The sequence below is a fragment of the Ramlibacter agri genome, from assembly GCF_012927085.1.
Lineage (GTDB): Bacteria > Pseudomonadota > Gammaproteobacteria > Burkholderiales > Burkholderiaceae_C > Ramlibacter > Ramlibacter agri.
The window spans coordinates 521,047-545,773 of sequence record NZ_JABBFX010000002.1 but is presented as its reverse complement, the minus strand read 5'-3'; the positions used below and the strand labels follow the sequence as shown (position 1 = coordinate 545,773).

Sequence of the window (24,727 nt, the reverse complement as noted above, 5' to 3'; positions counted from 1 at the left end):
GCCGTTCTAGTTCGCCTGCAGCGAATACAACTCCGCCGGCTCCTTCGGCTTGACCACCGCACTCAGCTGCGTCAGCACCTCCAGCACGTCCAGCCGCGCGCTCAGGATCTCGCGCTGCATCTCGTGCAGCCGCAAGGTGAGTTCCTCGACGTCGCGGTCGGCGTCCGGCAGCGCCGTGACCGGGTGGTCCAGCCGGTAGCAGGCCAGCTCCGTCTTCTGCCGCACCAGCTTGTTCTCGGCCTGCAGCAGCCGCATGTCGTTCTGCTTCAGGCGCAGCCGCTCGGCCAGCAGCTCGATCTTCTGCGCCAGCGCGGCGCGGATCGACTCCTGCTGGTCGCGCGCGATGCCCTCGGTCGCTTCGGCCGCGGCGTCGCGCACCTGGTCGTTGCCGATCGGGATGCGCACCCGTACGCCGGCCACGTTGTAGGGGCCGCGGTCCAGGTCCTTGCTCCGCTCCACGTAGAAGCGCACCGAGGTGTTGTCCTTGTACGAGGGCAGGAAGCTGCCGCGGCCGGCCACCAGCGCCTGCAGCTGGATGTCCGGGGAGCGTTCCGCCGCGCGCTGCACCAGTTCGTCCACCGGTTTCAGCTGCACGTCCTCGATGTGGTTGATCAGCTCCTGCGAGGCCGGGTAGACCAGCACGTCGCGCAGGCCGCCGTAGTGCTGGCTGCGCAGCTGGGCGCGTTCGGCCTTGAACTCGATGTCGGCGACGTCGGCGCGGGTGGCGCGGCCGGCGGCGAGTTCGGCCTTGCGCCGCTCCAGCACCGGCCGGATCGCGGTGCTCTCGCGCGCATACATGGTGGCCAGCAGCTTGTTGCGCATCTGCTCCACGGCCAGCAGGTTCTCCTGCAACTGGCGCTCCTCCATGTCACGCAGCAGCTGCACGTACTGCGTCTTGCTTTCCAGCTTCAGGCGCTCCAGCGTGCGGCGCGCGTCGCTGCGGCCTTCGTTGAACAGCTCCCACTCGAGGCCGGCGCTGTAGCGCCCGCCGTAGTTGTCGGTCTGGTCCGCCAGGCCAGTGACGTAGAGGCCATTGAACGGAACCGCGTTGTCGAGCTTGGCGAAATAGCCATCGCGCTGCTGCTCCAGCCGCTGCGCCATCGCGCCATTGACCGAGTTCGCCGGGCTCGCCGTCGTGGACAGCGGCGGCACCTGCTGGGTGGTGAGCACCTGGCTGGTCATGCTGTTGCACAGGCTTCCCGCCAGGCGCAGGCGCACGCCCTGCGCGTGCGCCGCGGGCAAGCAGAAGGCAGCGGCCGCAGCCAGCGTGAGCGCGCCGGCGCCAAGCGGCAATCCCTGCATCGAAGACGTCCTTTCGTGGAGTAAATTCCGGGCCGGAAAGCAAAAGCCGAGGGGCGGCGGGCGCTGCCCGCCGCGGTCCTCGGCTCCTCGAAAAATTCTATGCGAGGCGCGCGGCCAGCGGGGCCGTCCAGCCGTGATTCACGAGAGGAAAACCATGTTCGCGAACAATCTCATGCAAGGCCAGCGCATCCTGGTCACCGGCGGGGGCACCGGCCTCGGCCAGTCCATGGCCGAGCGCTTCCTGGAGCTCGGCGCCGACGTCGCCATCTGCGGCCGCCGCAAGGCCGTGTGCGACGAGACCGCCGACGCCTGGCGCGCGCGCTTTCCGGACCGCCGCATCGACACCTTCGGCGTCGACATCCGCGTCGCGGCGGCGGTGGAGGAAATGGTGGCGGAGCTGTTCGAGGACGGTGGCCTGTCGGGCCTCGTCAACAATGCGGCCGGCAACTTCATCGCGCCGACCGAGAGCCTGTCGCCGCGCGGCTTCGACGCCGTCGCCAACATCGTCTTCCACGGCACCTTTTACGTGACGCAGGCCCTCGGAAAGCGCTGGGTGGCGCAGGCGCGCGCCGGCCACTGGACGCGCGACCAGCCCTGGCGCAGCGTGATGAGCATCATCACGACCTGGGTCGACAACGGCAGCCCCTTCGTGGTGCCCTCGGCCATGAGCAAGGCCGGCATCGACGTCATGACCAAGTCGCTGGCCGTCGAATGGGCGCCTTACGGCGTGCGGCTGAATGCGGTAGGCCCCGGCGAGATCCCGACCGAAGGCATGAGCAAGCGCCTCAACCCGGGCGAGGAACCCGGCGCCCGAAGCCGCGAGCGCAACCCGATGGCGCGGCCCGGCCGCATGGGCGAGCTGCAGAACCTGGCCGCCTTCCTGATGGCGCCCGCCCAGTGCGACTGGCTGACGGGCCAGAGCATCATGATGGACGGCGGCAACGCGCTGGCGACGGGGGGCAACTTCTACGAGCTGCGCAGCTGGAGCGAGCAGGACTGGCGCGAGGCGCGCGAGCGCATCGAGGCGCAGAACGCCAAGGACCGGGCGCAGCGGGGATAGGCTGCCGCCTGAATTTGCGCACTGCAGCATAAAGGCGCCATTGGACTTTCGTCCGATTGGGCCGCCGGGGTCAGGGGCTGGAACATGAGGCGGTTTTTACCCAGGCCGTCCCCATGTCCGACCCGACAAGAAAATTGTCCGCCAGCGCCGAACTCGCGACCAAGTCGGCGCTGCTGTTCCAGAAACGCGCCAAGGTGGCGCAGGAGCATTTCAGCGAGAGGGTGCGCCAGGCCAGCCAGGACCAGGGCACCGTCGCGCCGCCGAATCCCTGGGAGTTGTTCAGCGCCACCGGGCAGTACGCCATCGATTCGGCCCAGCGCTCCGTCCTCTTCTGGGACACGCTGCGCCAGCGCGGCAACGGCTTCATCGAGCGCTCTCGCGCCGGGCTGCCGCCGGTGCTGCACTTCGACTACGAGATGGTGCTGGACGGCCGCACGCTGCCGCGCAAGGTCAACTACGCGCTGGTGCGCATCGTGCCGCCCGACGGCCTGCAGGTCGATGACAGGCTGCGGCCCTACGTGATCATCGACCCGCGCGCCGGCCACGGCCCCGGCATCGGCGGCTTCAAGGACGACTCGCAGGTGGGGGCCGCGCTGCGCGAGGGCCACCCGGTCTACTTCGTCATCTTCTTCCCCGAGCCGGAAGAGGGCCAGACGCTGCTGGACGTGTGCGCGGCGGAGCAGGAGTTCGTGCGCAAGGTGCGCGCGCTGCACCCGGGCGCGCCCAAGCCGGCCATCGTCGGCAACTGCCAGGGCGGCTGGGCCGCCATGATGCTGGTGGCGTCCAGCCCGGACGACACCGGCCCGATCGTGATCAACGGCGCGCCCATGTCCTATTGGGGCGGCGCCTGGGCCGAAGGCGAGGGCGACAACCCGATGCGCTACGCCGGCGGGCTGCTGGGAGGGACGTGGCTCTCGTCCTTCACCTCGGACCTGGCGGACGGCAAGTTCGACGGCGCCTGGCTGGTGCAGAACTTCGAGAACCTGAACCCGGCCAACACCTTCTGGGACAAGTACTACCACGTGTACGCCAACGCGGACACCGAGCCGCCGCGCTTCCTGGACTTCGAGCGCTGGTGGGGCGGCTTCTACCTGATGAACCGCGAGGAGATCGAGTGGATCACGCAGAACCTCTTCGTCGGCAACAGGCTCTGGAAGGGCGCGGTGCAGACGGGGCAGGGCGGCGTGTTCGACCTGCGGGCGCTGAAGGTGCCCATCATCCTGTTCGCGTCCATGGGCGACAACATCACGCCGCCGCAGCAGGCCTTCAACTGGGTCGCGGACGTCTACGGCAGCACCGAAGAGATCAAGGCCCACGGGCAGGTGATCGTCGGCCTGCTGCATGAAGACATCGGCCACCTGGGCATCTTCGTGTCCGGCAAGGTGGCGAAGAAGGAGCACGCGCAGATCGTCGAGGTGATGGAGTCCATCGAGGCGCTGGCGCCCGGCCTGTACGGCATGAAGATCGCGACGAAGCGCGGGGCCGATGGCCAGCCGGCCTACGAGGTGAGCTTCGTCGAGCGGCAGCTGGAAGAACTGGTGCCGCAGTTGAACCGCTTCCGGCGCGGCGACGAGAAGGCCTTCGAGGCGGTGAACGCGGTGTCCGAGTTCAACCAGCGCGCCTACGAACTGTTCGCGCAGCCCACGGTGCAGGCGATGGCCACGGACTGGGGCGGCAAGCTGCAGCGCGACTTCCATCCGCTACGCTTCCAGCGCTGGTCCATCTCCGACCTGAATCCTTTCCTGTGGTGGCTGCCCGCAGCCGCCGAAGGCGTGCGCAGCCAGCGCCGCGCGATGGGCGCGGACCATCCGCTGCGCCGCTCGGAAAAGGCGATGGCGGAGATCACCAGCGCGGCGCTGGACTACCAGCGCGCCATCCGGGACGCGATCAGCGAGGCGAGCTTCTTCCAGGTCTACGGCAACCTGTTCTCGGTGCTGCTGGCGGACAAGCAGGAGGCGCAGGCCGCGCAGCCGATGCAGGACCCGCGCGAGCTGCCGGTGGTGAAGGACGCGCTCGCCTCGATCGCCCAAGGTGGCTACGCGGAGGCGACCGCGCGCGCCGCCTACCTGCTGGCGCGCAAGGGCGAGCCGCTGCCGCTGTCACGGCTGGAGCTGAAGCAGGAGCTGATGGGCGACTACCAGGACCTGCTGCCCGCCATGCCGCGCGACGAGGCGCGGCGCATCCGCGGCGAGCAGGAGCTGATCGTGCGCTATGCGCCGGACGAGGCCATCGCGACCTTGCCTTCGCTGCTGCCGCAGCGCTCCGACCGCGACCGCTTCCTGAACCTGCTGGAGCGGCTGCTGAAGGACAAGCGCGTGCAGGGCGTGAAGCCGCTGCCGGAGCAGGTGGCGATGTTCGATCGCATCCGCACGCTGGTCGGCGCCAAGGCCACCGTGCCTGCCGTCGCCAAGGCCAAGGCCCCCGCGCGCCGCCGCGCTCCCGCGCGTACCGCGGCTCCCAGGAGAATGCAATGAGCGCCGCCCGCCACGAGAACTACGACCGCCTGATCGCGCGCGCCCGCTCGCTGCTGCCGGTGTCGACGGCGGTGGCGCACCCCTGCGACGAACCCTCGCTCACCGGCGCCATCGAAGCGGCGGCGCTGGGCCTCATCGCGCCGCTGCTGGTCGGCCCGCGCGACCGCATCCTCGGCGTGGCGGAGCAGTTCGGCCTGAACCTCGCCGGCCTGGAGATCGTCGACACGCCCCACAGCCATGCGTCGGCGGACGAGGCCGTGCGGCTGGTGCGCGAAGGCCGCGCCGAATGCCTGATGAAGGGCAGCCTGCACACCGACGAATTGATGGGCGCAGTGGTGTCGCGGGAGGGCGGCCTGCGCACCGCCCGGCGCATCAGCCACTGCTTCGTGATGGACGTGCCGAACCACGCCACGCCCCTCATCATCTCGGACGCGGCGATCAACATCGCGCCCTCGCTGGAGGACAAGGTCCACATCGTGCAGAACGCGATCGACCTGGCCCAGGCCCTGGGCGTGCCCGAAGCGCGGGTGGCGATCCTGTCGGCGATGGAGACGGTCAACCCGAAGATCCCATCGACGGTGGAAGCCGCCGCCCTCTGCAAGATGGCCGATCGCGGCCAGATCACCGGCGGCATCCTCGATGGCCCGCTGGCGCTGGACAACGCCATCGACCTGCAGGCCGCCGCGATCAAGAAGATCGCCTCGCCGGTGGCGGGCCGCGCCAACGTGCTGATCGTGCCGGACCTCGAGGCGGGCAACATGCTGGCCAAGAGCCTGAGCTTCCTGGCGGGCGCCGCCGCGGCCGGCATCGTGCTGGGCGCCAAGGTGCCGATCATCCTGACCAGCCGCGCCGATTCGGTCACCACGCGCCTGGCTTCGTGCGCGGTCGCCTCGCTGGTGGCGCATGCGCGCCGCGCGCAGCCGGCCAAGGCGCTGGGCTAGGAGCACGCCATGGCCGACGCCATCGCCGTCCTCAACGCGGGCTCCTCCAGCCTCAAGTTCTCGCTGTTCATCGTGCGCGGCGAAGAGCTGGAGCCGGCCCAGCGCGGGCAGGTGGAAAGCCTGTACACCGACCCGCACTTCATCGCCAAGGATGCGGCGGGCCGGGTGCTGGAAAACAAGCGCTGGGGCCACGGGTTGAAACTGGGCCACACGGGCGCGGTCGCCCACCTGGTGGCGCACCTGCGCGAGAGCCTGCAGGGCGCCCACCTGGCCGGTGTGGGCCACCGCGTCGTGCATGGCGGCATGGAATACACGAAGCCGGTGCGCGTGGACGCCGGGCTGGTACAGGCGCTGCAGAAGTTCGTTCCGCTCGCTCCGCTGCACCAGCCGCACAACCTGGCGCCCATCGCCGCCATCCTGGGGAAGCTGCCGGACCTGCCGCAGGTGGCCTGCTTCGACACGTCCTTCCACCGCAGCAATCCCGAGGTGGCGCAGATGTTCGCGCTGCCCCATGCGCTGCACACCCAGGGCGTGCGCCGCTACGGCTTCCACGGGCTGTCCTACGAGTACATCGCCTCCACCTTGCCGCAGGTCGACGCGCGCGCCGCTGCCGGCCGCACGGTGGTCATGCACCTGGGCAACGGCGCCAGCATGTGCGCGCTGGAGGGCGGGCGCAGCGTCGCCAGCACCATGGGCTTCACGGCGGTCGAGGGCCTGCCCATGGGCACGCGCTGTGGCAGCGTCGACCCGGGCGTGATCCTGTACCTGATGGACCAGCGCGGGATGGACGTGCGCGCCATCGAGAAGATGGTCTACAAGGAGTCGGGCCTGCTGGGCGTGTCCGGCGTGTCCAGCGACATGCGCGCGCTGCTTGGCAGCAGCGACCCGCGCGCCGCCGTTGCCATCGACCTGTACTGCTATCGCATCCGGCGCGAGCTCGGCTCGCTGGCGGCGGCGCTTGGCGGGCTGGACGCGCTGGTGTTCACCGCCGGCATCGGCGAGCACGCGGCGCCGATCCGCGAGCGCGTCTGCCGCGACGCCGAGTGGCTGGGCCTGCGGCTGGACACCGGCGCCAATGCGCAGGGCGCGCGCCGCATCAGCGCCGAGGGCAGCCGCGTTGCCGCCTACGTGGTGCCGACCAACGAGGAACTGATGATCGCCCGCCACACGCGCGCGCTGCTGGCGGGCTGAGGCCAAGAGCATGGACGCACGCCACTACACCGCCATGGCCACGCTGCGCGACGGCAGCGCCGTCCTGGTCCGGGCGCAGCGGCCGGACGACCGCGCCGGCCTGGAGCAGGCGCTGGGGCGCATGGACGACGAATCGATCCAGATGCGCTTCTTCGCGCCCAAGCGCTACTTCAGCGACACCGAGCTGTCCTTCTTCCTCGACATCGACTTCGTACAGCAGGTCGCGCTGGTGGCCGAACTGGATGGCGTCATCGCCGGCGGCTGCCGCTACATCGCGACGCAGCCGGGGCGGGCGGAGGTGGCCTTCGCCGTCGCCGACGACTGCCAGGGCCGCGGCCTCGGCCGCGTCCTGCTGGAGCACCTGGCGGGCATCGCCCGCGCGCAGGGCCTGCAGCAGCTGTTTGCCGAAGTGCTGCCCGACAACACGCCCATGCTCGCGGTGTTCCGCAAGTCGGGGCTGCAGACCGTGACGCGCCACGAAGCCGGCGTGGTGCACGTCACCCTGGACCTCACATGAAAGTTGCAACTCCACCCCTGAAGGGCATGAAGGCGCTGGTCGTCGGCATCGCCAACGAGAACTCCATCGCCTACGGCTGCGCCGCCGCGTTCAAGCAGCTGGAAGCGGACCTGGCCATCACCTACCTGAACGAGAAGGCGAAGCCGCACGTCGAGCCGATCGCGCAGCGGCTGGAGGCGTCGATCTTCCTGCCCTGCGACGTGTCGCAGCCCGGGCAGCTGGAAGCCGTGTTCGACCAGGTCGACAAGCAGTGGGGCCGGCTCGACATCCTGGTGCACTCGGTCGCCTGGGCGCCCAAGGAGGACCTGCAGGGCGGGCTGCTGGCCTGCAGCGCCGAGGGCTTCGCCAAGGCCATCGACGTCTCCTGCCACTCGTTCATCCGCATGGCGCGCCTGGCCGCGCCGCTGATGAAGGAGGGCGGCACGATGATGGCCATGAGCTACCACGGCGCCGAGAAGGTGGTGCCCAACTACAACGTGATGGGCCCGGTAAAGGCGGCCCTGGAAGCCTCGTGCCGCTACCTCGCGTACGAGCTGGGGCCCCAGGGCATCCGCGTGCACCCGGTTTCGCCCGGGCCGCTGAAGACGCGCGCGGCCTCGGGGCTGAAGGACTTCGACCTGCTGCTGAACGAGGCGATGCAGAGGGCTCCGCTCGGCGAGCTGGTCGACATCATGGACGTGGGGTTCGCCTGTGCGTACCTGGCCACGCCTTATGCCCGCCGCATCAGCGGCGGTACGGTGTACGTCGACGGCGGCGTGCACATCATGGCCTGAGAGCCGGAGGAGACCCACCATGCGCATCGTGATCGGAAACCTGCCAGACGACGTGACGGAGGAAAGCATCCAGGAGGCCCTGTCGCCCTTCGCGCCGGTGGAAGCCATCAAGCTGGTGCACGAGAGCGGCGCGCCGACGGCGATCATCGAGCTGGAGACCACCCGCCCGCACGCCGAGAACCTGGCCAACCGCATCCGCGGCCGGCTCTACCAGGGCAAGCCGCTGAATGCCTGGGTGCCGACGATGGACTGGTAGGCGGCTGCCATGTTCGACGGCAGCCTCCTGGAACGCCTGTTCGGCAAGGCCGAAGCGAAGGACGAGGCGCAGCAGCGCCTCGTCGCCGAACTCACCGACATGATCGTGGACACCGTGGAGCCCAAGGTGCGTGCGCATTCGCGCTACCGCCAGAAGCTGCACGACTGCGTGACGACCACGATGGCCTTCCTGCGCGAGCTCGGGCGCGCGCCGCTGGAGCCGGTGCTGCTGGCGCGCGCGCGCTGGAACGAAGACCCGCTGCTGCACGCGCTCTATGGCCGCGCCGACGACATCCCCGACTTCCTGGGCCGCAACCGCGAGCTGCGCGCCTTCTTCGAGGCGCCGGCGAACGCGGCTTGCGAGGAAGCCTATGCGCTGCTGGGCGTGCACATGCACGAGAAGACCGTGCTGGGCCCGAAGTTCGAGGACGGCGTGATGCGGGAAGACGTGGCGCAGGTCACGGTCAACTTCACCGGCCACCGGCTGGTGTGCCCGTCGGCCACGCTGGCGCAGGCGCGGCTTGAGGTGGGCAGGCGCATCATGAACCGGCTGGCCCAGGTGACGCTGGCGCGCATCCTGGCGCTGGACGAGAAGGCGCTGGGGCTGGAGCGGCACAAGGCCTATCTCGGCACGCGGCTGCGGATGCTGAAGCTGGCGCAGGACGGCATGCAGGGCATCGTCGACGACCCGAGCACGATCGATGCGCAGATCCGCGACACCGAGCGCCAGCGCGACGAGGCGGTGCGCGGCTTCATCGAGACGAAGTCCAGCGTCGCCACGCTGGACTCCTACATTGCGCTGATCGACGACGTGTTCTCGCACCCGGCGCAGCACGTGAGCCTGTCGCAGAGCGACGTGACGGTCAGCCGCATGAGCGTGAAGGTCGACGTGAACTCGCAGGACCGGCACGACACGCTGCGGCTCGCGGAGTTGCGGGTGGGGGACAAGGTGGATGCGATCGTCGCTTTCGTGCAGTGCCCGCGCTCGGAGATGCCGCCGAAGGGGAACCTGCTGGCGCAGGCGGAGCGCTTCCTGTAGTCAGGTGCGGATGACGGAGATGTACTCCGTCCCGCTCTCCCCCAGCCACACCTCGCCCTTGCGCCCCAGGATCTGGCGGACGTTGGCGGATTCGCGTGGCAGCTTGTGCGGTTCGAACTTCTCGCTGGCCGGGTCGAAGGACCAGATCGTGTTGGAACCCCAGTCGCTCACCCACGCCCGATCGCGCTCGTCCACGTACACCGCGTAGGCCTGCGGCCGCGCGCCGGGCAGCTTCCAGCTGCGCCAGTTGCCAGCTGCCGGGTCGTGCATGGACAGGTTCCCGCTGTTCCACTCGCTGACCCACAGCCGCCCGCGGCTGTCGCTCCAGATGCGGCGCGGGCCGCCATCGCGGTCGGGCGGCGGAATGGGCGTGGAGTCGCCGGTGCGGCGGTCGATGCGCGCGATGAAGGAGTTGGCGAGCGAGCAGTGCCAAATGTCGCCGGTCGGCGTGGCGCAGATGCCGTAGGGCCCGCGCCCGCGCGGCGCCGCTTTTGCACTGACGTGCCCGGTCTTCACTTCCACCTTGCCGACGTAGCCGGCCTGGCCGGTGAACCAGAGGTCGCCATCGGCGTCGAAGGCGCAGGTGTTCAGGTTGGCGTAGGGGGTGTTCGCCGGCAGCCGGAACAGCGTCACCTGGCGCTGCGGCCAGGTGACGCGGGCGATCGCGTTCTGGCCGCCATCGGTGACCCAGGCCGCGTGGTCCGGCCCCTGAATGACGCCGTGCGGCGCCGAGCCGCTGCCCAGCGCGACGAGCTCGGCGCGGCCGCTGGCCGGGTCGAACCAGCCCAGGTGGCCGCTGGCCTGCGCGGTGAACCAGACGCCGCCATCGGGCGCGGGAGCGACATCATGGATGCCGGTCTGGCTGCGGGTGGCGAGCTTCCAGGATTGCAGGCCGGCCTGGGCGCTGGCCAGCGGCGGCAACGTGGCGGCCGCGAGGGCGGCCAGGGTGGTGCGACGGGTGGGCACGGTGGGATCCTCCCACGCGCGTTGTGCCGCGCCGCCGCGCGCGCGTCAAGCCTTGGCCGGCAGCAGTTCCACGGCTTCGTCGCCGCGCGCGGTCGGCGCGTGCCGTCCCAGCGCCGCATGGTCCGCGAGCTTGCGCGCCACGTCGGCGGTGGCGGCCAGCCGCCAGCCTTGGGCAGCGGCGACGTCGTGCACCGCGTCCACGCCCAGGATCGTCTCGCCGGGCACCATGGTATGGCCCTGGTCGCCGTGCAGGCCGTCGTCCACCGCCACCAGCATCACCGGGCCGCGGTGGATGGCCACGGTGGCCGGCCGGCCGGTGGGCGCGCGCTTCAGCAGCGCGGAGGCGGCGCGCATGATGCGCGTTTCCGCCGGCGTGGTGAGGGTGGCTTCGTCGGCCGCGAACACCGCCATCAGCCGGGTGCCGTAAGGCAGGACGTGCTTGGCGCCGAACAGGTAAAGCGTGTCGCGCGCGGACTGCTGCACCTGCTTCACGAGTTCCGCAAGCTCGGCGGCCGCGCCCTGCGTCGGCGGGCCCAGCAGGTCCGCCAGCAGCACGTAGGCCTGGTCGAAGGAGACGTCGCCCGCCGCATTGGCGCGGGTCCAGCGCGCGTTGATCTCGCGCACCAGCTGGTCCTCGTACTGGCGGCCCAGGGATTCCTTCTGCTGCTCCAGCGCGTCCTCGACGACGTTGGACACCGAGCTCATGAAGGCGGCCTGCTGCGCCTCGCGCCGGGCCAGCACGGCATTGATGGCTTCGGCCAGCTCGTCGGGGCGGTAAGGCTTGGTGAGGTAGTCGTCGGCGCCGGCCGTCATGCCCTGGCGCATGTGCTTGCGGTCGGACATGGCAGTGAGCAGGATCACCGGCACGTTGGCCAACCCCGGGTCGTTGCGCATCTGGGCGACGACCTCGTAGCCGGTCATGCCCGGCATCATCACGTCGCAGACAACCACGTCCGGCCGTTCCGCCATGGCCGCCGCCACGCCCTTGGGGCCGTCCGGCGCCTCGCGCACTGCATGCCCTGCCTTCTTCAGGGCAAAACTGGCGACGAAGCGCTGGGCGTCGTCGTCTTCGATGATGAGCACATTGGCCATTCGATCGATTCTCGCAAAGAAAAAAGCGCCGCGGGGCGGCGCTTTTCCTATGGAAACGAAATGGGTGCGGGTTTCAGTCCACGTTCCACATCTCGCGGGCCACGTCCACCACCAGTTGCAGCTTCTTGCGCTGGTCTTCCACGGCGATGTTGTTGCCGTGGACGGTGCTGGAGAAGCCGCACTGGGGCGACAGCGCCAGCTGCTCCATCGGGGCGTACAGGGCGGCGGCTTCGATGCGGCGCTTCAGTTCGTCCTTGTCTTCCAGCTGGCCGAACTTGGTGGTCACCAGGCCCAGCACCACGGTCTTGCCCTTGGGCAGGAAGCGCAGCGGCTTGAAGTCGCCGGAACGGGCGTCGTCGTATTCCAGGAAGAAGGCGTCGAGGTCCATTTCCTTCAGCAGCGCCTCGGCCACCGGCTCGTAGTTGCCGGCCGCCGCGTGCGTGCTCTTGAAGTTGCCGCGGCACAGGTGCATGCCCAGGAGCATGCCTTGCGGCTTCTGCGCCACCACCTTGTTGATGAACTTGGCGTAGCGGTGCGGCAGCTCGTTGGGGTCGTCACCGCGCTGGCGGGCGGCTTCGCGCATCTTCTCGTCGCACAGGTAGGCGAGGTTGGTGTCGTCCATCTGCACGTAGCGGCAGCCCGCTTCGTACAGGGAGCGCAGCTCGTCGCCGTAGGCCTTGGCCACGTCGTCGTAGAACGCGGGGTCCAGCTCAGGGTAGGCTTCCTTGCTGATGCCGGCGCGGCCGCCGCGGAAGTGCAGCATTGTCGGCGACGGGATCGTGACCTTGGGCGTGTGGCCGGCGGAGACCTGCGACTTCAGGTAGTCGAAGTCGGCCTTCTGGATGTCCTTGGCGTGGCGCACCTTGTCGATGACGCGGATCACCGGCGGGGCCAGTTCCTCGGTGCCGTCCGGCTTGCGGATCGTGACCGGGATGTCCGTCTTCACGCCACCGAGCTGCTCGAGGAAGTCGATGTGGAAGTAGGTGCGGCGGAACTCGCCGTCGGTGATCGCCTTGAGGCCGATGCTTTCCTGGAACTTGACGATCTCGGCGATCGCCTTGTCTTCCACGGCGCGCAGCTGTTCGGGCGTGATCTCGCCCTTCGCCTTCTGGGCGCGGGCTTCGAGCAGGTATTGGGGACGCAGGAAGCTGCCGACGTGGTCGTAGCGGGCAGGGAGTTGCATCATGGGCGAAGGGTCCTCGGGATAAAGCGCGGAAACGGCGGAGTTTAACGGGTCACAAATCGAGGACCAGCAGCTTGCCCTTGGCGCGCGAGCAGCACGGCGTGAACTGGTCGTTCTTCGCCTTCTCGTCGTCGGTGAAGTACAGGTCGCGGTGGTCGCATTCGCCTTCCAGCACGCGCGTGATGCAGGTGCCGCACACGCCCTGTTCGCAGGACACGAGGATCTCGACGCCGTGCTCCAGCAGTGCGCTGGTGACCGACTTGTCGGCCGGGATCTCGTAGACCTGGCCGCTGCTGGCGATCTTGACCTGGAAGGCCTGGTCGCCGGTGGTGTCCTGCGGCGCGGCGCCGAAGTATTCCAGGTGCACGTGGTCGGTGGGCCAGCCTTGCTGCTGCGCCGTCTTCACCACCCAGTCGATGAAGCCGCCGGGGCCGCACACGTACAGGTGCGTGCCGGCGTCCGGCTTGGCGATCACGCGGGCCAGGTCCAGCTTCTGCGCGGCGTCGCCGTCGTCGTGGTGGTAGGCCACGTTGGCGCCGAAGGGCGAGGCGGCGATCTCGTCGCGGAAAGCGGTGCGGTCCGGCGAGCGCGTGCAGTAGTGCATCGTGAAGTCGGCGCCGATGTGCGACAGGCGCTGCGCCATGCACAGCAGCGGCGTCACGCCGATGCCGCCCGCGAACAGCAGCGTCTTCTGCGCGTGCACCAGCGGGAAGTGGTTGCGCGGCTCGCTGATCTGGACGGTGTCGCCTTCCTTCAGCTGGTCGTGCATGGCCACCGAGCCGCCGCGCGAGGCGGGGTCGCGCAGCACCGCGATGCGGTAGCGGTGCTGTTCGGCCGCGTCGTTGCACAGCGAATACTGGCGCGTCAGGCCGCCCGGCACCGTCACGTCGATGTGCGAGCCGGCGCTGAAGGCGGGCAGGGCAGCGCCGTCGGCGCGCGCGAGTTCGTAGCTGAAGATGCCGGTGGCTTCCTGCGTCTTGCGCAGGACCTTGACGGTGATCATGGGCGGTGGGTGGTTAAGCGGCGAGTTTCTGCGGCTGTTCGGCCGCGACCAGGCGGTCGATGATACGCCGGCTCTGCACGCCCCCCGCGTCGATGTTCAGCATCAGCAGGCGGCGCTCGGGGTGCAGCAGCAGGTTCTTCTGCTGCGCTTCCAGCACCGCGGTGTCCTCGGAGAACACCTTGCCCTGGCCTTCGCGGATCTGCGCGGTGAGGTTGGTGTCCTTCACGTTGAAGTTGCGTGCCATGCCCCAGAAGTACCACATGGTGTCGTCGGTCTCGGGGGTGAGGAAGTCCACCACGATCGAATAGACCTTGTCTTTCGGATCGGCGTGGTAGCCGCCGCGGCCGGCCAGCGCCACGCCCACCTCGATCATGATGTGGCTGGGTGGGCTGAAATGGCACACCTGCCAGCGGTCCACCGGCTGGTCGTCGGGCAGGCCGTTGCCGCGCAGGTTGGCGCGCCAGAAGGGCGGGGCCATCACGTTGTCCATGAAGCGGTTGGTGATGACGTGGTCGCCCTCGGTCTTCGTGTTCACCGGGGTCTCGTCGATCTCCTTCTGGCCGATGGACGTCGAGTGCACGTAGGTCTCGTGCGTCAGGTCCATCAGGTTGTCGACCATCAGGCGGTAATCGCACTTGATGTGGTACAGGCCGCCGCCGTAGGCCCAGTTCGGGTTCTCGGCCCACTCCAGGTGGTGGATCTTGGCCGGGTCCGCCTTCTCTGCCTCGCCGGGCCACACCCAGATGAAGCCGTAGCGCTCGACGACCGGGTAGGCCTTGATCTTCGGGAAGCCGGCCGTGCGCTGCAGCGGCATCGACACCGTCTTGCCGTCGCATCCCATGACCAGGCCGTGGTAGCCGCACACCAGGTTGTTGTCGCAGACGTAGCCGAGCGACAGCTGCGCGCCACGGTGCGGGCAGAAGTCCTCCACCGCAGCAACCTGGCCGTTGGCCTGGCGATAGAAGGCGATGCGCTCGTTGCAGATGGTGCGGCCCAGGGGCTTGGCGTTGATCTCGTCGGGCGTGCAGGCAACGTACCAGGCGTTCTTCGGGAAAGACATGGCTAGTCTCGAAAGGGTGGGTTGAATGAGGATGGGCGGATTATGGTCCAAAGAATACGTGCTGTATACAATGGCTTGCCATTTCGATCTGGAATCCGCCAGAATGGCTGAAACAAGGGCTCTTCTGTATACATGAAGCCATGACAACGCGTACCAACACCGCCCCCGCCGACACCGAAGCCAGCGGCGGCTCGCAGGCCGTGAAGGCCCAGCTGCGGCTGCGCGAGATGATCCTGGCCGGCGAGCTGGCGCCCGGCGCCCGCATCGCGGAGCTGGCGCTGGTGGAGCGGCTGGGTGTATCGCGCACGCCGATTCGCGCCGCGCTGATGCGGCTGGAGCAGGAAGGCCTGCTGGAAGCGCTGCCGAACGGCGGCTACGCCGTGCGGACCTTTTCGGAGCGTGACGTGTCCGATGCCATCGAGCTGCGCGGCACGATGGAGGGGCTGGCCGCGCGGATGGCGGCCGAGCGTGGCGCCGCGCCGGTGGTGCTGGCGGAAGCGCGCGAATGCCTCGATGGCGTCGATGCGCTGCTGCGCGAGCCGGCGCTGGACGACGAAGGCTTCGGCCAGTACGTCGAACTGAACCAGAAGTTCCACAACCTGCTGTCCGAGATGGCGGGCAGCAGCGTGATCGCGCGCGAGCTGGAGCGGGTGGTGAGCCTGCCCTTCGCCTCACCTTCGGGTTTCGTCGTGGTGCAGGCCACGTCGGCGCAATCGCGCGACATGCTGATCGTGGCGCAGGACCAGCACCGGCAGGTGCTGGACGCGATCGAGCGGCGGGAAGGTTCGCGCGCCGAGGCCATCATGCGCGAGCATTCGCGCCTGGCCCAGCGCAACCTGCGCGAGGCGGTGCGCAGCCCGGAGCGGCACCAGATGCCGGGCGTGCGCCTGATCCGCCAACGCAATCAATAGTGCAACTTGCCGTCGGCTCCGACGACGGCGATGTCCACCCACTTGCTGCCGATCTGGCCCTTGGAGAAGTCGACCCGGTAGCCGCCGAAATCGATCTCGCCGGTGGTGCGCAGCACCTTCTCGATCGAGGCTGGCGTGATGACGGCGTCCTTGCTGCGCTTGATGGCCTCGCCCACCGTGCGGGCCGACAGGTAGCCTTCTAAGTGGAAGGAGGTGTAGGTCGTGACCTGCGGGTAGGCCGCTTTCATCGCCGCCTGGAAGTCGCGCTGCAGCGGCAGCACGATGCCGTTCGGGTTGGGGTAGGTCTGGGCGATGCCGACACCCCGCGCGCCTTCCACCCCGGCCAGTTTCACCAGCATTGGCGTCGGCACGTACGACAGGATGAACATCGACTGCGACATGCCGGCCTTGCGCAGCGCCGCCACGCCGTCGGCCATGAAGCGGGGCGCGCCCACCACCAGCACCGTCTGCGGCTCCAGCTTCTTCAGTTCCTGCGCGGCCGCCGCCATCTCCGGGGCGCCCGGGCCGGACTTCACGCCCTGGATGCCCAGGCCGGGGGCGGCCTTGGCGGTGTCCTGTGCCACGGCGAAGCCGGAGGTGCCGATGGCCAGGTCCTGGTACAGCACGCCCATCTTGCTCACGCCCAGGGTGCGGGCGTGGTTCACGATCTTCTCGATCTGCTGCTTGTCGCCCGCGCGCAGGTGGAACAGGTGCGGGTGGCCCGGGTTGCGCAGCACCTCGGCGCCCGGGATGGCGTTGATCACCAGGACGTCGCTCTCGTCGAGCAGCTTGTCCTTGAACATGCGCAGCAGCGCTTCCGAGCCGATCGGCGAGAGCAGGGCGACTGGCTTCTTCTGCATGGCCTTGCCGAACTGCTCGGCGAAACCGTCGCCGGAGTAGCGGTCGTCCAGGTCGAAGAAGTTCAGCTTCAGGCCGCGGACGCCGCCGCTCTTGTTGACCTGCTGCACATAGGCCTGGATGCCCTCGTTGATCTCCACGGCGTCCGGCACCGGGATCTTCGTGAACGGGCCGACCTGGCCGATCGTGACTTCCTGCCCCCACGCGGCGCCTGCACCCAGGACCGCGGCGATGGAAAGCATGCGCGCGCAGCGCAGCAGCGTCGACTTCATGAGTTCTTTCCTCTTATTGCTTAAGTAATCTACCTCATCCTAGATGTGTCACAACGTAACCGCAATCCCCCGACCGGGGCTTGTTTGTGAAATAACTCTCGCTTCCTATCGCAAACCGTCATAACTGATAGAGGGATGCCCCGGCTTGCCGCCCAGTCGGGCGCGCGCACAATGCCGCCCGACGCACCACGGGCGGGGCGCCTGCGCGCCTGTCCGGTCAACCAAGGAGACCCCAAATGCACAAGAGAACGATGCTTCAGGCCGCCGTGGCCCTGGCCCTGGCGGGCACCGCCGGCCTCGCCACCGCCGCGGACGACGTGTTCAAGATCGGCCTGATCCTGCCGATGACCGGCCAGCAGGCCACCACCGGGCGCCAGATCGAGGCCGCCGCCAAGCTGTGGATGGCGCAGAACGGCGACACCGTCGCTGGCAAGAAGGTGCAACTGATCGTCAAGGACGACGCCAGCGTGCCGGCCAACACCCGCCGCCTGGCCCAGGAACTGGTGGTCAACGACAAGGTCAACGTGCTGGCCGGCATGGGCATCACGCCTTCCGCACTGGCCGTGGCGCCCATTGCCACCCAGTCGAAGACGCCGCTGGTGGTGATGGCCGCCGCCACCTCCAGCATCACCGAGGCCTCGCCCTTCATCGTGCGCAGCAGCTTCACGCTGCCCCAGGCCTCCGTGGCCCTGGCCGACTGGGCGCCCAAGAACGGCATCAAGTCCGTGGTGACCCTGGTGTCCGACTACGGCCCGGGCCTGGACGCCGAGAAGTTCTTCGCCGAGCGCTTCCTGTTCAACGGCGGCAAGGTCATGGACAAGCTGCGCGTGCCGCTGATGAACCCGGACTTCGCCCCCTTCCTGCAGAAGGTGCGTGACCTGAAGCCGGACGCCGTGTTCGTGTTCGTGCCCTCGGGCGCCGGCACCGCGGTGATGAAGCAGTTCGCCGAGCGCGGCATGGACAAGGCCGGCATCAAGCTGATCGGCACCGGCGACGTGACGGACGACGACCTGTTGCCGGAAATGGGCGACGTCGCCCTGGGCGTGGTCACCTCGCATCACTACTCCGCCGACCACAACTCGCCGGCGAACAAGAAGTTCGTGGAAGCCTTCGAGAAGGCGAACAAGGGCCTGCGCCCGAACTTCATGGCCGTGGGTGGCTACGACGGCATGCGCATCATCTACGAAGCGCTGAAGAAGACCGGCGGCAAGGGCGGCGGCGAAGCGCTGCTGGGCGCCATGAAGGGCCAGATCTTCGAAAGCCCGCGCGGCCCGGTGTTCATCGATGCGCAAACCCGCGACATCGTCCAGAACATCTACCTGCGCAAGGTGGAGAAGAAGAACGGCCAGTTGTATAACGTGGAATTCGACGTCATCAAGGACGTCAAGGATCCCGGCAAGACCAAGTAAGAAAACCAAGGGGGCCTTCGGGCCCCTTTCACCATGCTCACCATCCTTTTCGACGGCATCGCCTACGGCATGCTGCTCTTCGTGCTTGCGGTCGGCCTGGCCGTGACCATGGGCTTGATGAACTTCATCAACCTGGCGCACGGCGCGTTCGCCATGGTCGGTGGCTACATCACCGTGCTGGCGATGCAGCGCCTCGGCGTGCCCTTCCTGGCGTCTCTGCCGCTTGCCTTCGTCGGCGCGGCGCTGCTGGGCGCGGTGCTCGAACGCACGCTGTACCGCCCGCTGTATCGCAAGCCGCACCTGGACCAGGTGCTGTTCTCCATCGGCCTCGTGTTCATGGCCGTGGCGGCCGTCGACTACTACATCGGCTCGACGCAGCAGATCATCCAGCTGCCGCAGTGGCTCAAGGGCCGCACCGACATCGGGTCGCTGGGCGTGGGCCACTATCGCCTGTTCATCATCGCCGTCTGCGCGGTGCTGACCGTCATCCTGCAGTACATCCTGGCGAAGACGCGCTTCGGCAGCCGCCTGCGCGCCTCGGTGGACGACCAGCGCGTCGCCGCCGGCATGGGCATCAACGTGAACGTGGTGTTCCTCTCCACCTTCGCCTTCGGCTCCGGTCTGGCCGGCCTGGGCGGGGCGCTGGGCGCCGAGGTGCTGGGCCTGGACCCGAGCTTTCCGTTGAAGTTCATGATCTATTTCCTGATCGTGGTGGCGGTGGGCGGCACGTCCTCGATCACCGGCCCGCTGCTCGCCGCGCTGCTGCTAGGCATCGCCGACGTCGCCGGCAAGTACTACATCCCCAAGATGGGGGCATTCATCGTCTACACGCTCATGATCGTCATCCTGCTTTGGAAGCCGAACGGGCTGTTCGTGCGCCAGGGGGGCAAGGCATGACGGCACAACAGAGTCTGCTGCGCCCGGTGCGCATGAAGTGGTGGGAGCCCGTGCTGTGGCTCGTGCTGTTCGCCGCGCCCGTGGCGTTCCCGTCGCAGGCGCCGATCATCAACGAGACCGCGATCTGGGCGCTGTTCGCGCTGTCGCTGGACCTGGTGCTGGGTTACGCCGGCGTCGTGTCGCTGGGCCAGGCCGCTTTCTTCGGCTTCGGCGCCTACATCGCGGCGCTGTTCGCCAAGCACGTGAGCCCCGATCCGCACATCGGCATGCTGGTCGCCATTGGCGCGAGCGCGGCGCTGGGCCTGCTGGCCAGCCTGACCATCCTGCGCGGCACCGACCTCACGCGGCTGATGGTGACCCTGGGCCTCGCGGCCATCCTGCTGGAACTGGCCAACAAGCTGGACTGGCTGACCGGCGGCACCGACGGCATCCAGGGCTTGACCATCGCCCCGGTGTTCGGCCAGTTCGAGTTCGGCATCGACGGCCGCGTGGCCTCGTATTACTCGATGGGCCTGCTGCTGCTGTTCGTGCTGCTCTGCCGCCTGATCGTCAACTCGCCCTTCGGCGCGACGCTCAAGGCCATCCGCGACAACCGCCTGCGCGCCATGGCCATCGGCATCCCGGTGCATGCGCGGCTGATCTCGATCTACGCTCTCGCCGCTGGCATCGCCGGCGCGGCCGGCGCGGCCTTCGTGCACACCTCGGGCTACACCTCGCTGGAAGCGTTCTCCTTCGACCGCTCCGCCGACGTGATGCTGATGGTGGTGATCGGCGGCGTGGGCTGGCTGTATGGCGGCATCTTCGGCGCCATCATCTTCAAGGTGATCCAGGACGTGCTGTCGCAGATCACGCCGCAATACTGGATGTTCTGGATCGGCCTGTTCCTGGTGGTGCTGGTCCTGGTCGGGCGCGACCGCTTGCTGCGTCCCTGGACCTGGTGGAGGAAAGCATGAGCGCAGACATCGTGCTGTCCTGCGAAGGCCTGGTGAAGCGCTTCGGCGGCATCACCGCGACCAACAACGTCACGCTGAACCTGAAGCGCGGCGCCCGCCACGCGCTGATCGGCCCCAACGGCGCCGGCAAGACGACGCTGATCAACCTGCTGACCGGCGTGCTGGAGCCCACCGAGGGCCGCATCACGCTGGAAGGCGAGGACATCAGCAACTTGGCGCCGCACCGCCGCGTGCGCCGCGGCATGGTGCGCACCTTCCAGATCAACCAGCTGTTCAACTCGATGACGCCGCTGGAGACGCTGGCGCTGGTCGTGTCGCAGCACCAGGGCCTGGGCGCCACCTGGTGGCGCTCGCTGGGCCGCAACGCCGCGGTGGCCGAACGCGCCGAGCAACTGCTCGCACAGTTCCACCTGGCCGAAGTCGCCAACCAGCGCACCGAGCACCTGGCCTACGGCAAGCGCCGCCTGCTGGAGATCGCTATCGCGCTGGCCTGCGAGCCGCGCGTGCTGCTGCTGGACGAACCGGTGGCGGGCGTGCCCGCGGGCGAACGCGAGGAACTGCTGCAGACCGTGGCGGCCTTGCCGGCCGACGTGTCCGTGCTGCTGATCGAACACGACATGGACCTGGTCTTCAGCTTCGCCGACCGCATGACCGTGCTGGTGAACGGCACCGTGCTGACCGAAGGCACGCCGGAGGAGATCGAGTCCAACCCCGAGGTGAAGGCCGTGTACCTCGGCCACGGCGACGAGCTGAACGAAGCCGTGCCCCTGGAGACCCCCAACCATGGCTGAACTGCTGAAAGTCGAAAAGCTGCGCGCCGGCTATGGCGAGGCCGTGGTCCTGAACGACGTGGCCTTCAGCCTCGCCGAAGGCCAGACCCTGGCCCTGCTGGGACGCAACGGCACCGGCAAGACGACGCTGATCAACACGCTGGCCGGCGCGACGCGCCAGCACGCGGGCAGCATCACGCTGGGCAGCGTCGCCCTGCACAAGCTGCCTTCGCACCAGCGCGCCGCGGCCGGCATCGGCTGGGTGCCGCAGGAGCGCAACATCTTCAAGTCGCTGACGGTACACGAGAACCTGACCGCGGTCGCGCGGCCGGGCCGCTGGACGCCGGAGCGCGTGTACGAGATGTTCCCGCGCCTGGCGGAGCGCAAGACCAATCTGGGCACGCAGCTGTCCGGCGGCGAGCAGCAGATGCTGGCCATGGGCCGCGCGCTGGTCGTCAACCCCAAGCTGCTGCTGCTGGACGAGCCGCTGGAAGGCCTGGCGCCGATCATCGTCGCCGAGCTGCTGAAGGCTGTCTCGCGCATCACCCGCGAGGAGGGCCTGTCGGCCATCATCGTGGAACAGCATCCGCAGGCCATCCTGGCCATCTCGGACACGGCGATCGTGCTGGACCACGGCACCGTGGTGCACAGCGACAGCGCCAAGGCGCTGCGCTCCAACCCCGAGCTCCTCGACCGCCTCCTGGGTGTGGCACGATAGACGCATGAAATTCCAACGCAGGCAGGTGCTGGCAGCCTTCGCGGCCGGCGCCGTTTCCCCCTTCGCCCTGGCGCAAGCCAACTGGCCCACCAAGCCGATCAAGATCGTGGTGCCTTTCGGCCCGGGCGGCGTGGCCGACCTGACCGCGCGCGCCGTCGGCGAGGCGCTGGGGGCCAAGCTGGGACAGGCCGTCATCATCGACAACAAGCCGGGCGCCGGCGGCATCACGGGCGGCGACGCCGTGGTGCGCGCCGCGCCGGACGGCTACACGCTGTTCCTCATGAGCAATGGCACGGCGGTCAGCGCCGGCCTGTTCAGCAAGCTGCCCTTCGATCCGCAGAAGGACTTCGCGCCGATCTCGCTGCTGGGCACCTTCGACCTGGCGGTGATCGTCCCCGAGAACTCGCGCTTCAAGAACCTCGGCGAGCTGCTGGCCGCGGCCAAGGCGAACCCGGGCAAGCTGAACATCGCGACCATCGCGGTGGGCAGCACGCAGAACCTGGCGGCCGAACTGTTCAAGACCACCGCCGGCATCGACGTGCAGGTGGTGCCGTTCAACGGCTCGCCGATGGTCATCACCGCGCTGCGCGGCGGCCAGGTGGATGCCGCCATCGAGATCCTGGCGCCGCTGAAGGGCCAGATCCAGAGCAAGGCGCTGCGCCCGCTGGCCGTGCTGGGCGAAAGGCGCCCGGCCGACATGAAGGACGTGCCGACGGTGGCGGAAAGCGGCGGCGCGCTCGCGGGCTTCAACGTCGCCTCCTGGAACGCGCTGGCGGCGCCGGCGCACACGCCCAAGGAAATCATCACGAAGCTCAATCACGAGCTGCAGGCGCTGCTGATGCAGCCCGAGATGAAGAAGAAGCTGGCCGACATCAACGTCGACGCCCGCTCCAGCACGCCGGAGCAGCTGGCCGGCCTGCTTTCCAGCGAAATCAAGCGCTGGAGCGACGTGATCGCGCGGGCGAAGATCCCGCGCCAGTAAGAGCTCCCGGGCAAGCGCGGCCATCGGCCCGCTTGCGCCGCGCAAGAACGACACCCAGTGCTCGCCATCCTGGCATTGACGGGCCCGATCTACGCGATCGTGGCCGTGGGCTGGCTCTGCACGCGCTACGGCCTGTTCGACCGCACCGACATGCGCGTGTTCGGCAAGTACGTGGTCAACCTGGCGCTGCCGGCGCTGCTGTTCACCGCGATCGCGCAGCGGCGCTTCGGCGAAGTGCTGCAACCCGTTTTCCTCGCCGCCTACGGCCTGGGTTCGCTCGCGTCCCTGCTGCTGGGCCTGCTGTGGGCGCGGCGCGTGGCGCGCAAGCGCGTGTCCGCCTCCGCGATCGCGGGCCTGGGCATGGCCTGCCCGAACTCCAGCTTCATCGGCTTTCCGGTGGTGGCGCAGGTGTTCGGCCCCACGGTGGCCGGCATCGGCCTGGCGATGGCCTTGCTGGTGGAGAACTTCTTCACCATCCCGCTGGCGCTGGCCATCGCCGACAGCGACGGCGGCGGGGAGGGCTCGGTGGACGCGGCCTTGCGGCGCTCGCTGCGCAGCATCTCGCGCAATCCCATGATCTGGGGCATCGTCGCCGGCTTCGTGTTTTCCTTCTTCCGCTGGGAGCTGCCGGAGCCGGTGGCGCGCACCGTCAACCTGTTCGCCACGGCTTGCGGCTCGTTGTCATTGTTCGTGATCGGCGGCTCGCTGGCGGGCATCCGCATCCACGGGCCCGTGGCGCGCGACGCCGGCGTGGTGGCCATCGGCAAGCTGCTGGTGCACCCGCTGGCGGTGCTGTGCCTGGTGCTGCTGTTGCCGCCCATGGAGCGCCAGCTGCAACTGGCCGTGGTGGTGATGGCGGCGGTGCCGATGATGGGGATCTATCCCATCCTGGCGCAGAAGTACGGGCACGACACGGATGCCGCGGCGGCGCAGCTGGGGACGACGGTGGCGTCGTTCTTCACGCTGACGGCGCTGCTGTGGGTGGTGCAGCACTTCTGGGCGTGATCGCACGTGCGGTGCGCAGCGGAGCTGCGCACCCTACATGCGGGGTTGCAGCTCGTAGGGTGCGCAGCTCCGCTGCGCACCGCGCGACTAAGCGTGCGCGACCACGCTCGGCGCCGTCTTCCGGATCAGGTCCAGCGCCGCCTTCTGCACCGGCGTCGCCGGCCGCTGCAGGCTGGTCGCCAGCGACAGCCGGATCCGCATCGGCGGCGTGCCGATCGGCTGCGCCGTGTAGGCCGAGGGCCGCGGCGTGTTCAGCAAGGCGTTGCGCGAGAGGATCGCGCAGCCGGCGCCATCCAGCACCAGGTCCAGGATCGCGGACACGCCGTCGATCTCCAGCGCCACGTTGGGCCGCAGGCCCGCATCCGCCATCTCCGCCTCCACGTGCATGCGGATGGCGTTGGGCCGGGTCGGGATCACCAGCGGCAGCCGCGCGACCTCGGCCAGGTCCACCGGCCCGGGCGGCGGGTCCTCGTGCAGCCCCGGCGGGCGGCGGCGCACCAGCAGCAGGTCTTCTTCCAGCAGGGGCAGGATGTCCAGCTCGCGCGAGGGCTGGGCGTTGTAGAGGACGACGATGTCCAGCCGGCCGCCGATCAGGCCTTCCTGCAGGCTGGCCGACAGCCCCTCGCTGATGGACAGGTGTGCCTCGGGCAGGGTTTCGCGGAAGGAGCGGCTCAGCGGCACGGTCAGCACCCGGGCCACGCTGGTCGGCAGGCCCACGGCCACCCGGCCGGACAAGCCGCCGCGCAGCCGGCCCAGGTCTTCCTTGGCCCGCTCCACCTGGTGCAGGATGCCCCGGCCGTGGTCCAGCAGCAGCTTGCCCGCCTCGGTGGGGACGGCGCCGCGGCCGTTGCGGACCAGGAGCGTCTGGCGCAGCTCCACCTCGAGCAGGCGCACCTGGCGCGACAGCGCCGGTTGGGCGACGTCGAGCTCGATGGCGGCGCGGGTGAAGCTCCCGAGCTCCGCCACCCGCACGAAATACTCCAGTTGCTTGAGGTCCATCTGAACAGGAATAGCTTTGTACGAATTATGCCGAAGCGCTATACCTGCTAGTCCACGGCCCCGCTTTTGTTTGGAGGAGGGCGCGTTGACAATGCGC

Annotated in this window: 24 protein-coding genes; 16 read left to right on the top strand and 8 right to left on the bottom strand. The window is 68.8% G+C overall.

From position 1 onward, the window contains the following. Positions 1–6: 6 nt before the first annotated feature. The gene (locus tag HHL11_RS21105; RefSeq protein WP_169420536.1) at positions 7–1,302 is read right to left on the bottom strand and encodes a hypothetical protein; all 1,296 of its coding nucleotides are present in this window, start codon (positions 1,300–1,302) and stop codon (positions 7–9) included. Positions 1,303–1,456: 154 nt separating this feature from the next. Between HHL11_RS21105 and HHL11_RS21100 the strand changes: the two genes are divergently transcribed. The 8 genes from HHL11_RS21100 to HHL11_RS21070 all read left to right on the top strand — a co-directional run bounded on the left by HHL11_RS21100 (position 1,457) and on the right by HHL11_RS21070 (position 9,552). Continuing rightward, positions 1,457–2,362, top strand: a complete 906-nt coding sequence (locus HHL11_RS21100) for an SDR family oxidoreductase (RefSeq protein ID WP_169420535.1) — start codon at positions 1,457–1,459, stop codon at positions 2,360–2,362. A 113-nt stretch (positions 2,363–2,475) separates the two neighbouring features. Continuing rightward, positions 2,476–4,836, top strand: a complete 2,361-nt coding sequence (locus HHL11_RS34180) for a DUF3141 domain-containing protein (protein ID WP_205964509.1) — start codon at positions 2,476–2,478, stop codon at positions 4,834–4,836. Continuing rightward, positions 4,833–5,777 carry a bifunctional enoyl-CoA hydratase/phosphate acetyltransferase gene (locus HHL11_RS34175; RefSeq protein WP_205964507.1) on the top strand — a complete coding sequence of 315 codons (945 nt, stop codon included), beginning with the start codon at positions 4,833–4,835 and terminating at the stop codon, positions 5,775–5,777. The genes HHL11_RS34180 and HHL11_RS34175 overlap by 4 nt, the downstream gene beginning before the upstream one ends. Positions 5,778–5,786: 9 nt before the next feature. After that, positions 5,787–6,968, top strand: a complete 1,182-nt coding sequence (locus HHL11_RS21090; protein WP_169420533.1) for an acetate/propionate family kinase — start codon at positions 5,787–5,789, stop codon at positions 6,966–6,968. Between the two features lie 10 nt (positions 6,969–6,978). Then, positions 6,979–7,485 carry a GNAT family N-acetyltransferase gene (locus HHL11_RS21085; protein ID WP_169420532.1) on the top strand — a complete coding sequence of 169 codons (507 nt, stop codon included), beginning with the start codon at positions 6,979–6,981 and terminating at the stop codon, positions 7,483–7,485. Then, positions 7,482–8,258: an enoyl-ACP reductase FabI gene (fabI, locus tag HHL11_RS21080; protein ID WP_169420531.1), complete on the top strand. Its 777-nt coding sequence runs from the start codon at positions 7,482–7,484 to the stop codon at positions 8,256–8,258. Before HHL11_RS21085 ends, fabI begins: the two co-directional genes overlap by 4 nt. Before the next feature lie 19 nt (positions 8,259–8,277). After that, a complete protein-coding gene (locus HHL11_RS21075; RefSeq protein WP_169420530.1) occupies positions 8,278–8,514 on the top strand; it encodes an RNA recognition motif domain-containing protein in 237 nt (78 codons plus the stop codon). A gap of 9 nt (positions 8,515–8,523) precedes the next feature. Then, positions 8,524–9,552: a hypothetical protein gene (locus HHL11_RS21070; protein WP_169420529.1), complete on the top strand. Its 1,029-nt coding sequence runs from the start codon at positions 8,524–8,526 to the stop codon at positions 9,550–9,552. Here the strand turns inward: HHL11_RS21070 and HHL11_RS21065 are convergent, their stop codons facing one another. The 5 genes from HHL11_RS21065 to HHL11_RS21045 form a co-directional block, all read right to left on the bottom strand. Further along, positions 9,553–10,518 carry a virginiamycin B lyase family protein gene (locus HHL11_RS21065; RefSeq protein WP_169420528.1) on the bottom strand — a complete coding sequence of 322 codons (966 nt, stop codon included), beginning with the start codon at positions 10,516–10,518 and terminating at the stop codon, positions 9,553–9,555. A 45-nt stretch (positions 10,519–10,563) separates the two neighbouring features. Beyond that, positions 10,564–11,610 carry a response regulator transcription factor gene (locus HHL11_RS21060; protein WP_169420527.1) on the bottom strand — a complete coding sequence of 349 codons (1,047 nt, stop codon included), beginning with the start codon at positions 11,608–11,610 and terminating at the stop codon, positions 10,564–10,566. Positions 11,611–11,683: 73 nt separating this feature from the next. Next, positions 11,684–12,796: a 5-methyltetrahydropteroyltriglutamate--homocysteine S-methyltransferase gene (locus HHL11_RS21055; RefSeq protein WP_169420526.1), complete on the bottom strand. Its 1,113-nt coding sequence runs from the start codon at positions 12,794–12,796 to the stop codon at positions 11,684–11,686. Positions 12,797–12,845: 49 nt separating this feature from the next. Further along, positions 12,846–13,796 carry a PDR/VanB family oxidoreductase gene (locus tag HHL11_RS21050; protein WP_169420525.1) on the bottom strand — a complete coding sequence of 317 codons (951 nt, stop codon included), beginning with the start codon at positions 13,794–13,796 and terminating at the stop codon, positions 12,846–12,848. Positions 13,797–13,809: 13 nt separating this feature from the next. Then, entirely contained in the window at positions 13,810–14,856 is a 1,047-nt protein-coding gene (locus HHL11_RS21045; RefSeq protein ID WP_169420524.1) for an aromatic ring-hydroxylating oxygenase subunit alpha, read from the bottom strand. Between the two features lie 140 nt (positions 14,857–14,996). Here HHL11_RS21045 and HHL11_RS21040 point away from each other — a divergent pair, with 140 nt between their 5' ends. After that, positions 14,997–15,767 (top strand): GntR family transcriptional regulator, encoded by a 771-nt coding sequence (locus HHL11_RS21040; RefSeq protein ID WP_169420523.1) that lies wholly within the window; start codon positions 14,997–14,999, stop codon positions 15,765–15,767. Here HHL11_RS21040 and HHL11_RS21035 read toward each other — a convergent pair. Further along, entirely contained in the window at positions 15,761–16,897 is a 1,137-nt protein-coding gene (locus tag HHL11_RS21035) for an ABC transporter substrate-binding protein (protein WP_169420522.1), read from the bottom strand. The two genes, HHL11_RS21040 and HHL11_RS21035, sit on opposite strands and share 7 nt — an antisense overlap. 236 nt (positions 16,898–17,133) lie before the next feature. On the opposite strand from HHL11_RS21035, the gene HHL11_RS21030 reads away from it, so the two are divergent. Genes HHL11_RS21030 through HHL11_RS21000 form a run of 7 tightly spaced genes read left to right on the top strand, consistent with a single transcriptional unit; the run spans position 17,134 to position 23,631 of the window. Next, positions 17,134–18,306: an ABC transporter substrate-binding protein gene (locus HHL11_RS21030; RefSeq protein WP_169420521.1), complete on the top strand. Its 1,173-nt coding sequence runs from the start codon at positions 17,134–17,136 to the stop codon at positions 18,304–18,306. 33 nt (positions 18,307–18,339) lie between these two features. Continuing rightward, positions 18,340–19,203: a branched-chain amino acid ABC transporter permease gene (locus tag HHL11_RS21025; RefSeq protein WP_169420520.1), complete on the top strand. Its 864-nt coding sequence runs from the start codon at positions 18,340–18,342 to the stop codon at positions 19,201–19,203. Beyond that, a complete protein-coding gene (locus HHL11_RS21020) occupies positions 19,200–20,156 on the top strand; it encodes a branched-chain amino acid ABC transporter permease (RefSeq protein ID WP_169420519.1) in 957 nt (318 codons plus the stop codon). Before HHL11_RS21025 ends, HHL11_RS21020 begins: the two co-directional genes overlap by 4 nt. Further along, positions 20,153–20,947 carry an ABC transporter ATP-binding protein gene (locus HHL11_RS21015; RefSeq protein ID WP_169420518.1) on the top strand — a complete coding sequence of 265 codons (795 nt, stop codon included), beginning with the start codon at positions 20,153–20,155 and terminating at the stop codon, positions 20,945–20,947. Before HHL11_RS21020 ends, HHL11_RS21015 begins: the two co-directional genes overlap by 4 nt. Further along, positions 20,940–21,644, top strand: a complete 705-nt coding sequence (locus HHL11_RS21010; protein ID WP_169420517.1) for an ABC transporter ATP-binding protein — start codon at positions 20,940–20,942, stop codon at positions 21,642–21,644. The genes HHL11_RS21015 and HHL11_RS21010 overlap by 8 nt, the downstream gene beginning before the upstream one ends. Positions 21,645–21,648: 4 nt before the next feature. Continuing rightward, a complete protein-coding gene (locus HHL11_RS21005; protein WP_169420516.1) occupies positions 21,649–22,626 on the top strand; it encodes a Bug family tripartite tricarboxylate transporter substrate binding protein in 978 nt (325 codons plus the stop codon). A gap of 57 nt (positions 22,627–22,683) precedes the next feature. After that, entirely contained in the window at positions 22,684–23,631 is a 948-nt protein-coding gene (locus HHL11_RS21000; RefSeq protein ID WP_169420515.1) for an AEC family transporter, read from the top strand. Between the two features lie 87 nt (positions 23,632–23,718). On the opposite strand, the gene HHL11_RS20995 is transcribed toward HHL11_RS21000, so the two are convergent. Further along, on the bottom strand, positions 23,719–24,630 hold the full coding sequence (locus HHL11_RS20995) for a LysR substrate-binding domain-containing protein (RefSeq protein ID WP_169420514.1): 912 nt from the start codon (positions 24,628–24,630) through the stop codon (positions 23,719–23,721). Positions 24,631–24,727 lie beyond the last annotated feature (97 nt).

Excerpts from the sequence above, each read along its gene's own strand:
- HHL11_RS21105 (WP_169420536.1), bottom strand. The coding sequence starts at position 1,302 with ATGCAGGGATTGCCGCTTGGCGCCGGCGCGCTCACGCTGGCTGCGGCC.
- HHL11_RS21100 (WP_169420535.1), top strand. The coding sequence starts at position 1,457 with ATGTTCGCGAACAATCTCATGCAAGGCCAGCGCATCCTGGTCACCGGC.
- HHL11_RS34180 (WP_205964509.1), top strand. The coding sequence starts at position 2,476 with ATGTCCGACCCGACAAGAAAATTGTCCGCCAGCGCCGAACTCGCGACC.
- HHL11_RS34175 (WP_205964507.1), top strand. The coding sequence starts at position 4,833 with ATGAGCGCCGCCCGCCACGAGAACTACGACCGCCTGATCGCGCGCGCC.
- HHL11_RS21090 (WP_169420533.1), top strand. The coding sequence starts at position 5,787 with ATGGCCGACGCCATCGCCGTCCTCAACGCGGGCTCCTCCAGCCTCAAG.
- HHL11_RS21085 (WP_169420532.1), top strand. The coding sequence starts at position 6,979 with ATGGACGCACGCCACTACACCGCCATGGCCACGCTGCGCGACGGCAGC.
- fabI (WP_169420531.1), top strand. The coding sequence starts at position 7,482 with ATGAAAGTTGCAACTCCACCCCTGAAGGGCATGAAGGCGCTGGTCGTC.
- HHL11_RS21075 (WP_169420530.1), top strand. The coding sequence starts at position 8,278 with ATGCGCATCGTGATCGGAAACCTGCCAGACGACGTGACGGAGGAAAGC.
- HHL11_RS21070 (WP_169420529.1), top strand. The coding sequence starts at position 8,524 with ATGTTCGACGGCAGCCTCCTGGAACGCCTGTTCGGCAAGGCCGAAGCG.
- HHL11_RS21060 (WP_169420527.1), bottom strand. The coding sequence starts at position 11,610 with ATGGCCAATGTGCTCATCATCGAAGACGACGACGCCCAGCGCTTCGTC.
- HHL11_RS21055 (WP_169420526.1), bottom strand. The coding sequence starts at position 12,796 with ATGATGCAACTCCCTGCCCGCTACGACCACGTCGGCAGCTTCCTGCGT.
- HHL11_RS21050 (WP_169420525.1), bottom strand. The coding sequence starts at position 13,796 with ATGATCACCGTCAAGGTCCTGCGCAAGACGCAGGAAGCCACCGGCATC.
- HHL11_RS21045 (WP_169420524.1), bottom strand. The coding sequence starts at position 14,856 with ATGTCTTTCCCGAAGAACGCCTGGTACGTTGCCTGCACGCCCGACGAG.
- HHL11_RS21040 (WP_169420523.1), top strand. The coding sequence starts at position 14,997 with ATGACAACGCGTACCAACACCGCCCCCGCCGACACCGAAGCCAGCGGC.
- HHL11_RS21035 (WP_169420522.1), bottom strand. The coding sequence starts at position 16,897 with ATGAAGTCGACGCTGCTGCGCTGCGCGCGCATGCTTTCCATCGCCGCG.
- HHL11_RS21030 (WP_169420521.1), top strand. The coding sequence starts at position 17,134 with ATGCACAAGAGAACGATGCTTCAGGCCGCCGTGGCCCTGGCCCTGGCG.
- HHL11_RS21025 (WP_169420520.1), top strand. The coding sequence starts at position 18,340 with ATGCTCACCATCCTTTTCGACGGCATCGCCTACGGCATGCTGCTCTTC.
- HHL11_RS21020 (WP_169420519.1), top strand. The coding sequence starts at position 19,200 with ATGACGGCACAACAGAGTCTGCTGCGCCCGGTGCGCATGAAGTGGTGG.
- HHL11_RS21015 (WP_169420518.1), top strand. The coding sequence starts at position 20,153 with ATGAGCGCAGACATCGTGCTGTCCTGCGAAGGCCTGGTGAAGCGCTTC.
- HHL11_RS21010 (WP_169420517.1), top strand. The coding sequence starts at position 20,940 with ATGGCTGAACTGCTGAAAGTCGAAAAGCTGCGCGCCGGCTATGGCGAG.
- HHL11_RS21005 (WP_169420516.1), top strand. The coding sequence starts at position 21,649 with ATGAAATTCCAACGCAGGCAGGTGCTGGCAGCCTTCGCGGCCGGCGCC.
- HHL11_RS20995 (WP_169420514.1), bottom strand. The coding sequence starts at position 24,630 with ATGGACCTCAAGCAACTGGAGTATTTCGTGCGGGTGGCGGAGCTCGGG.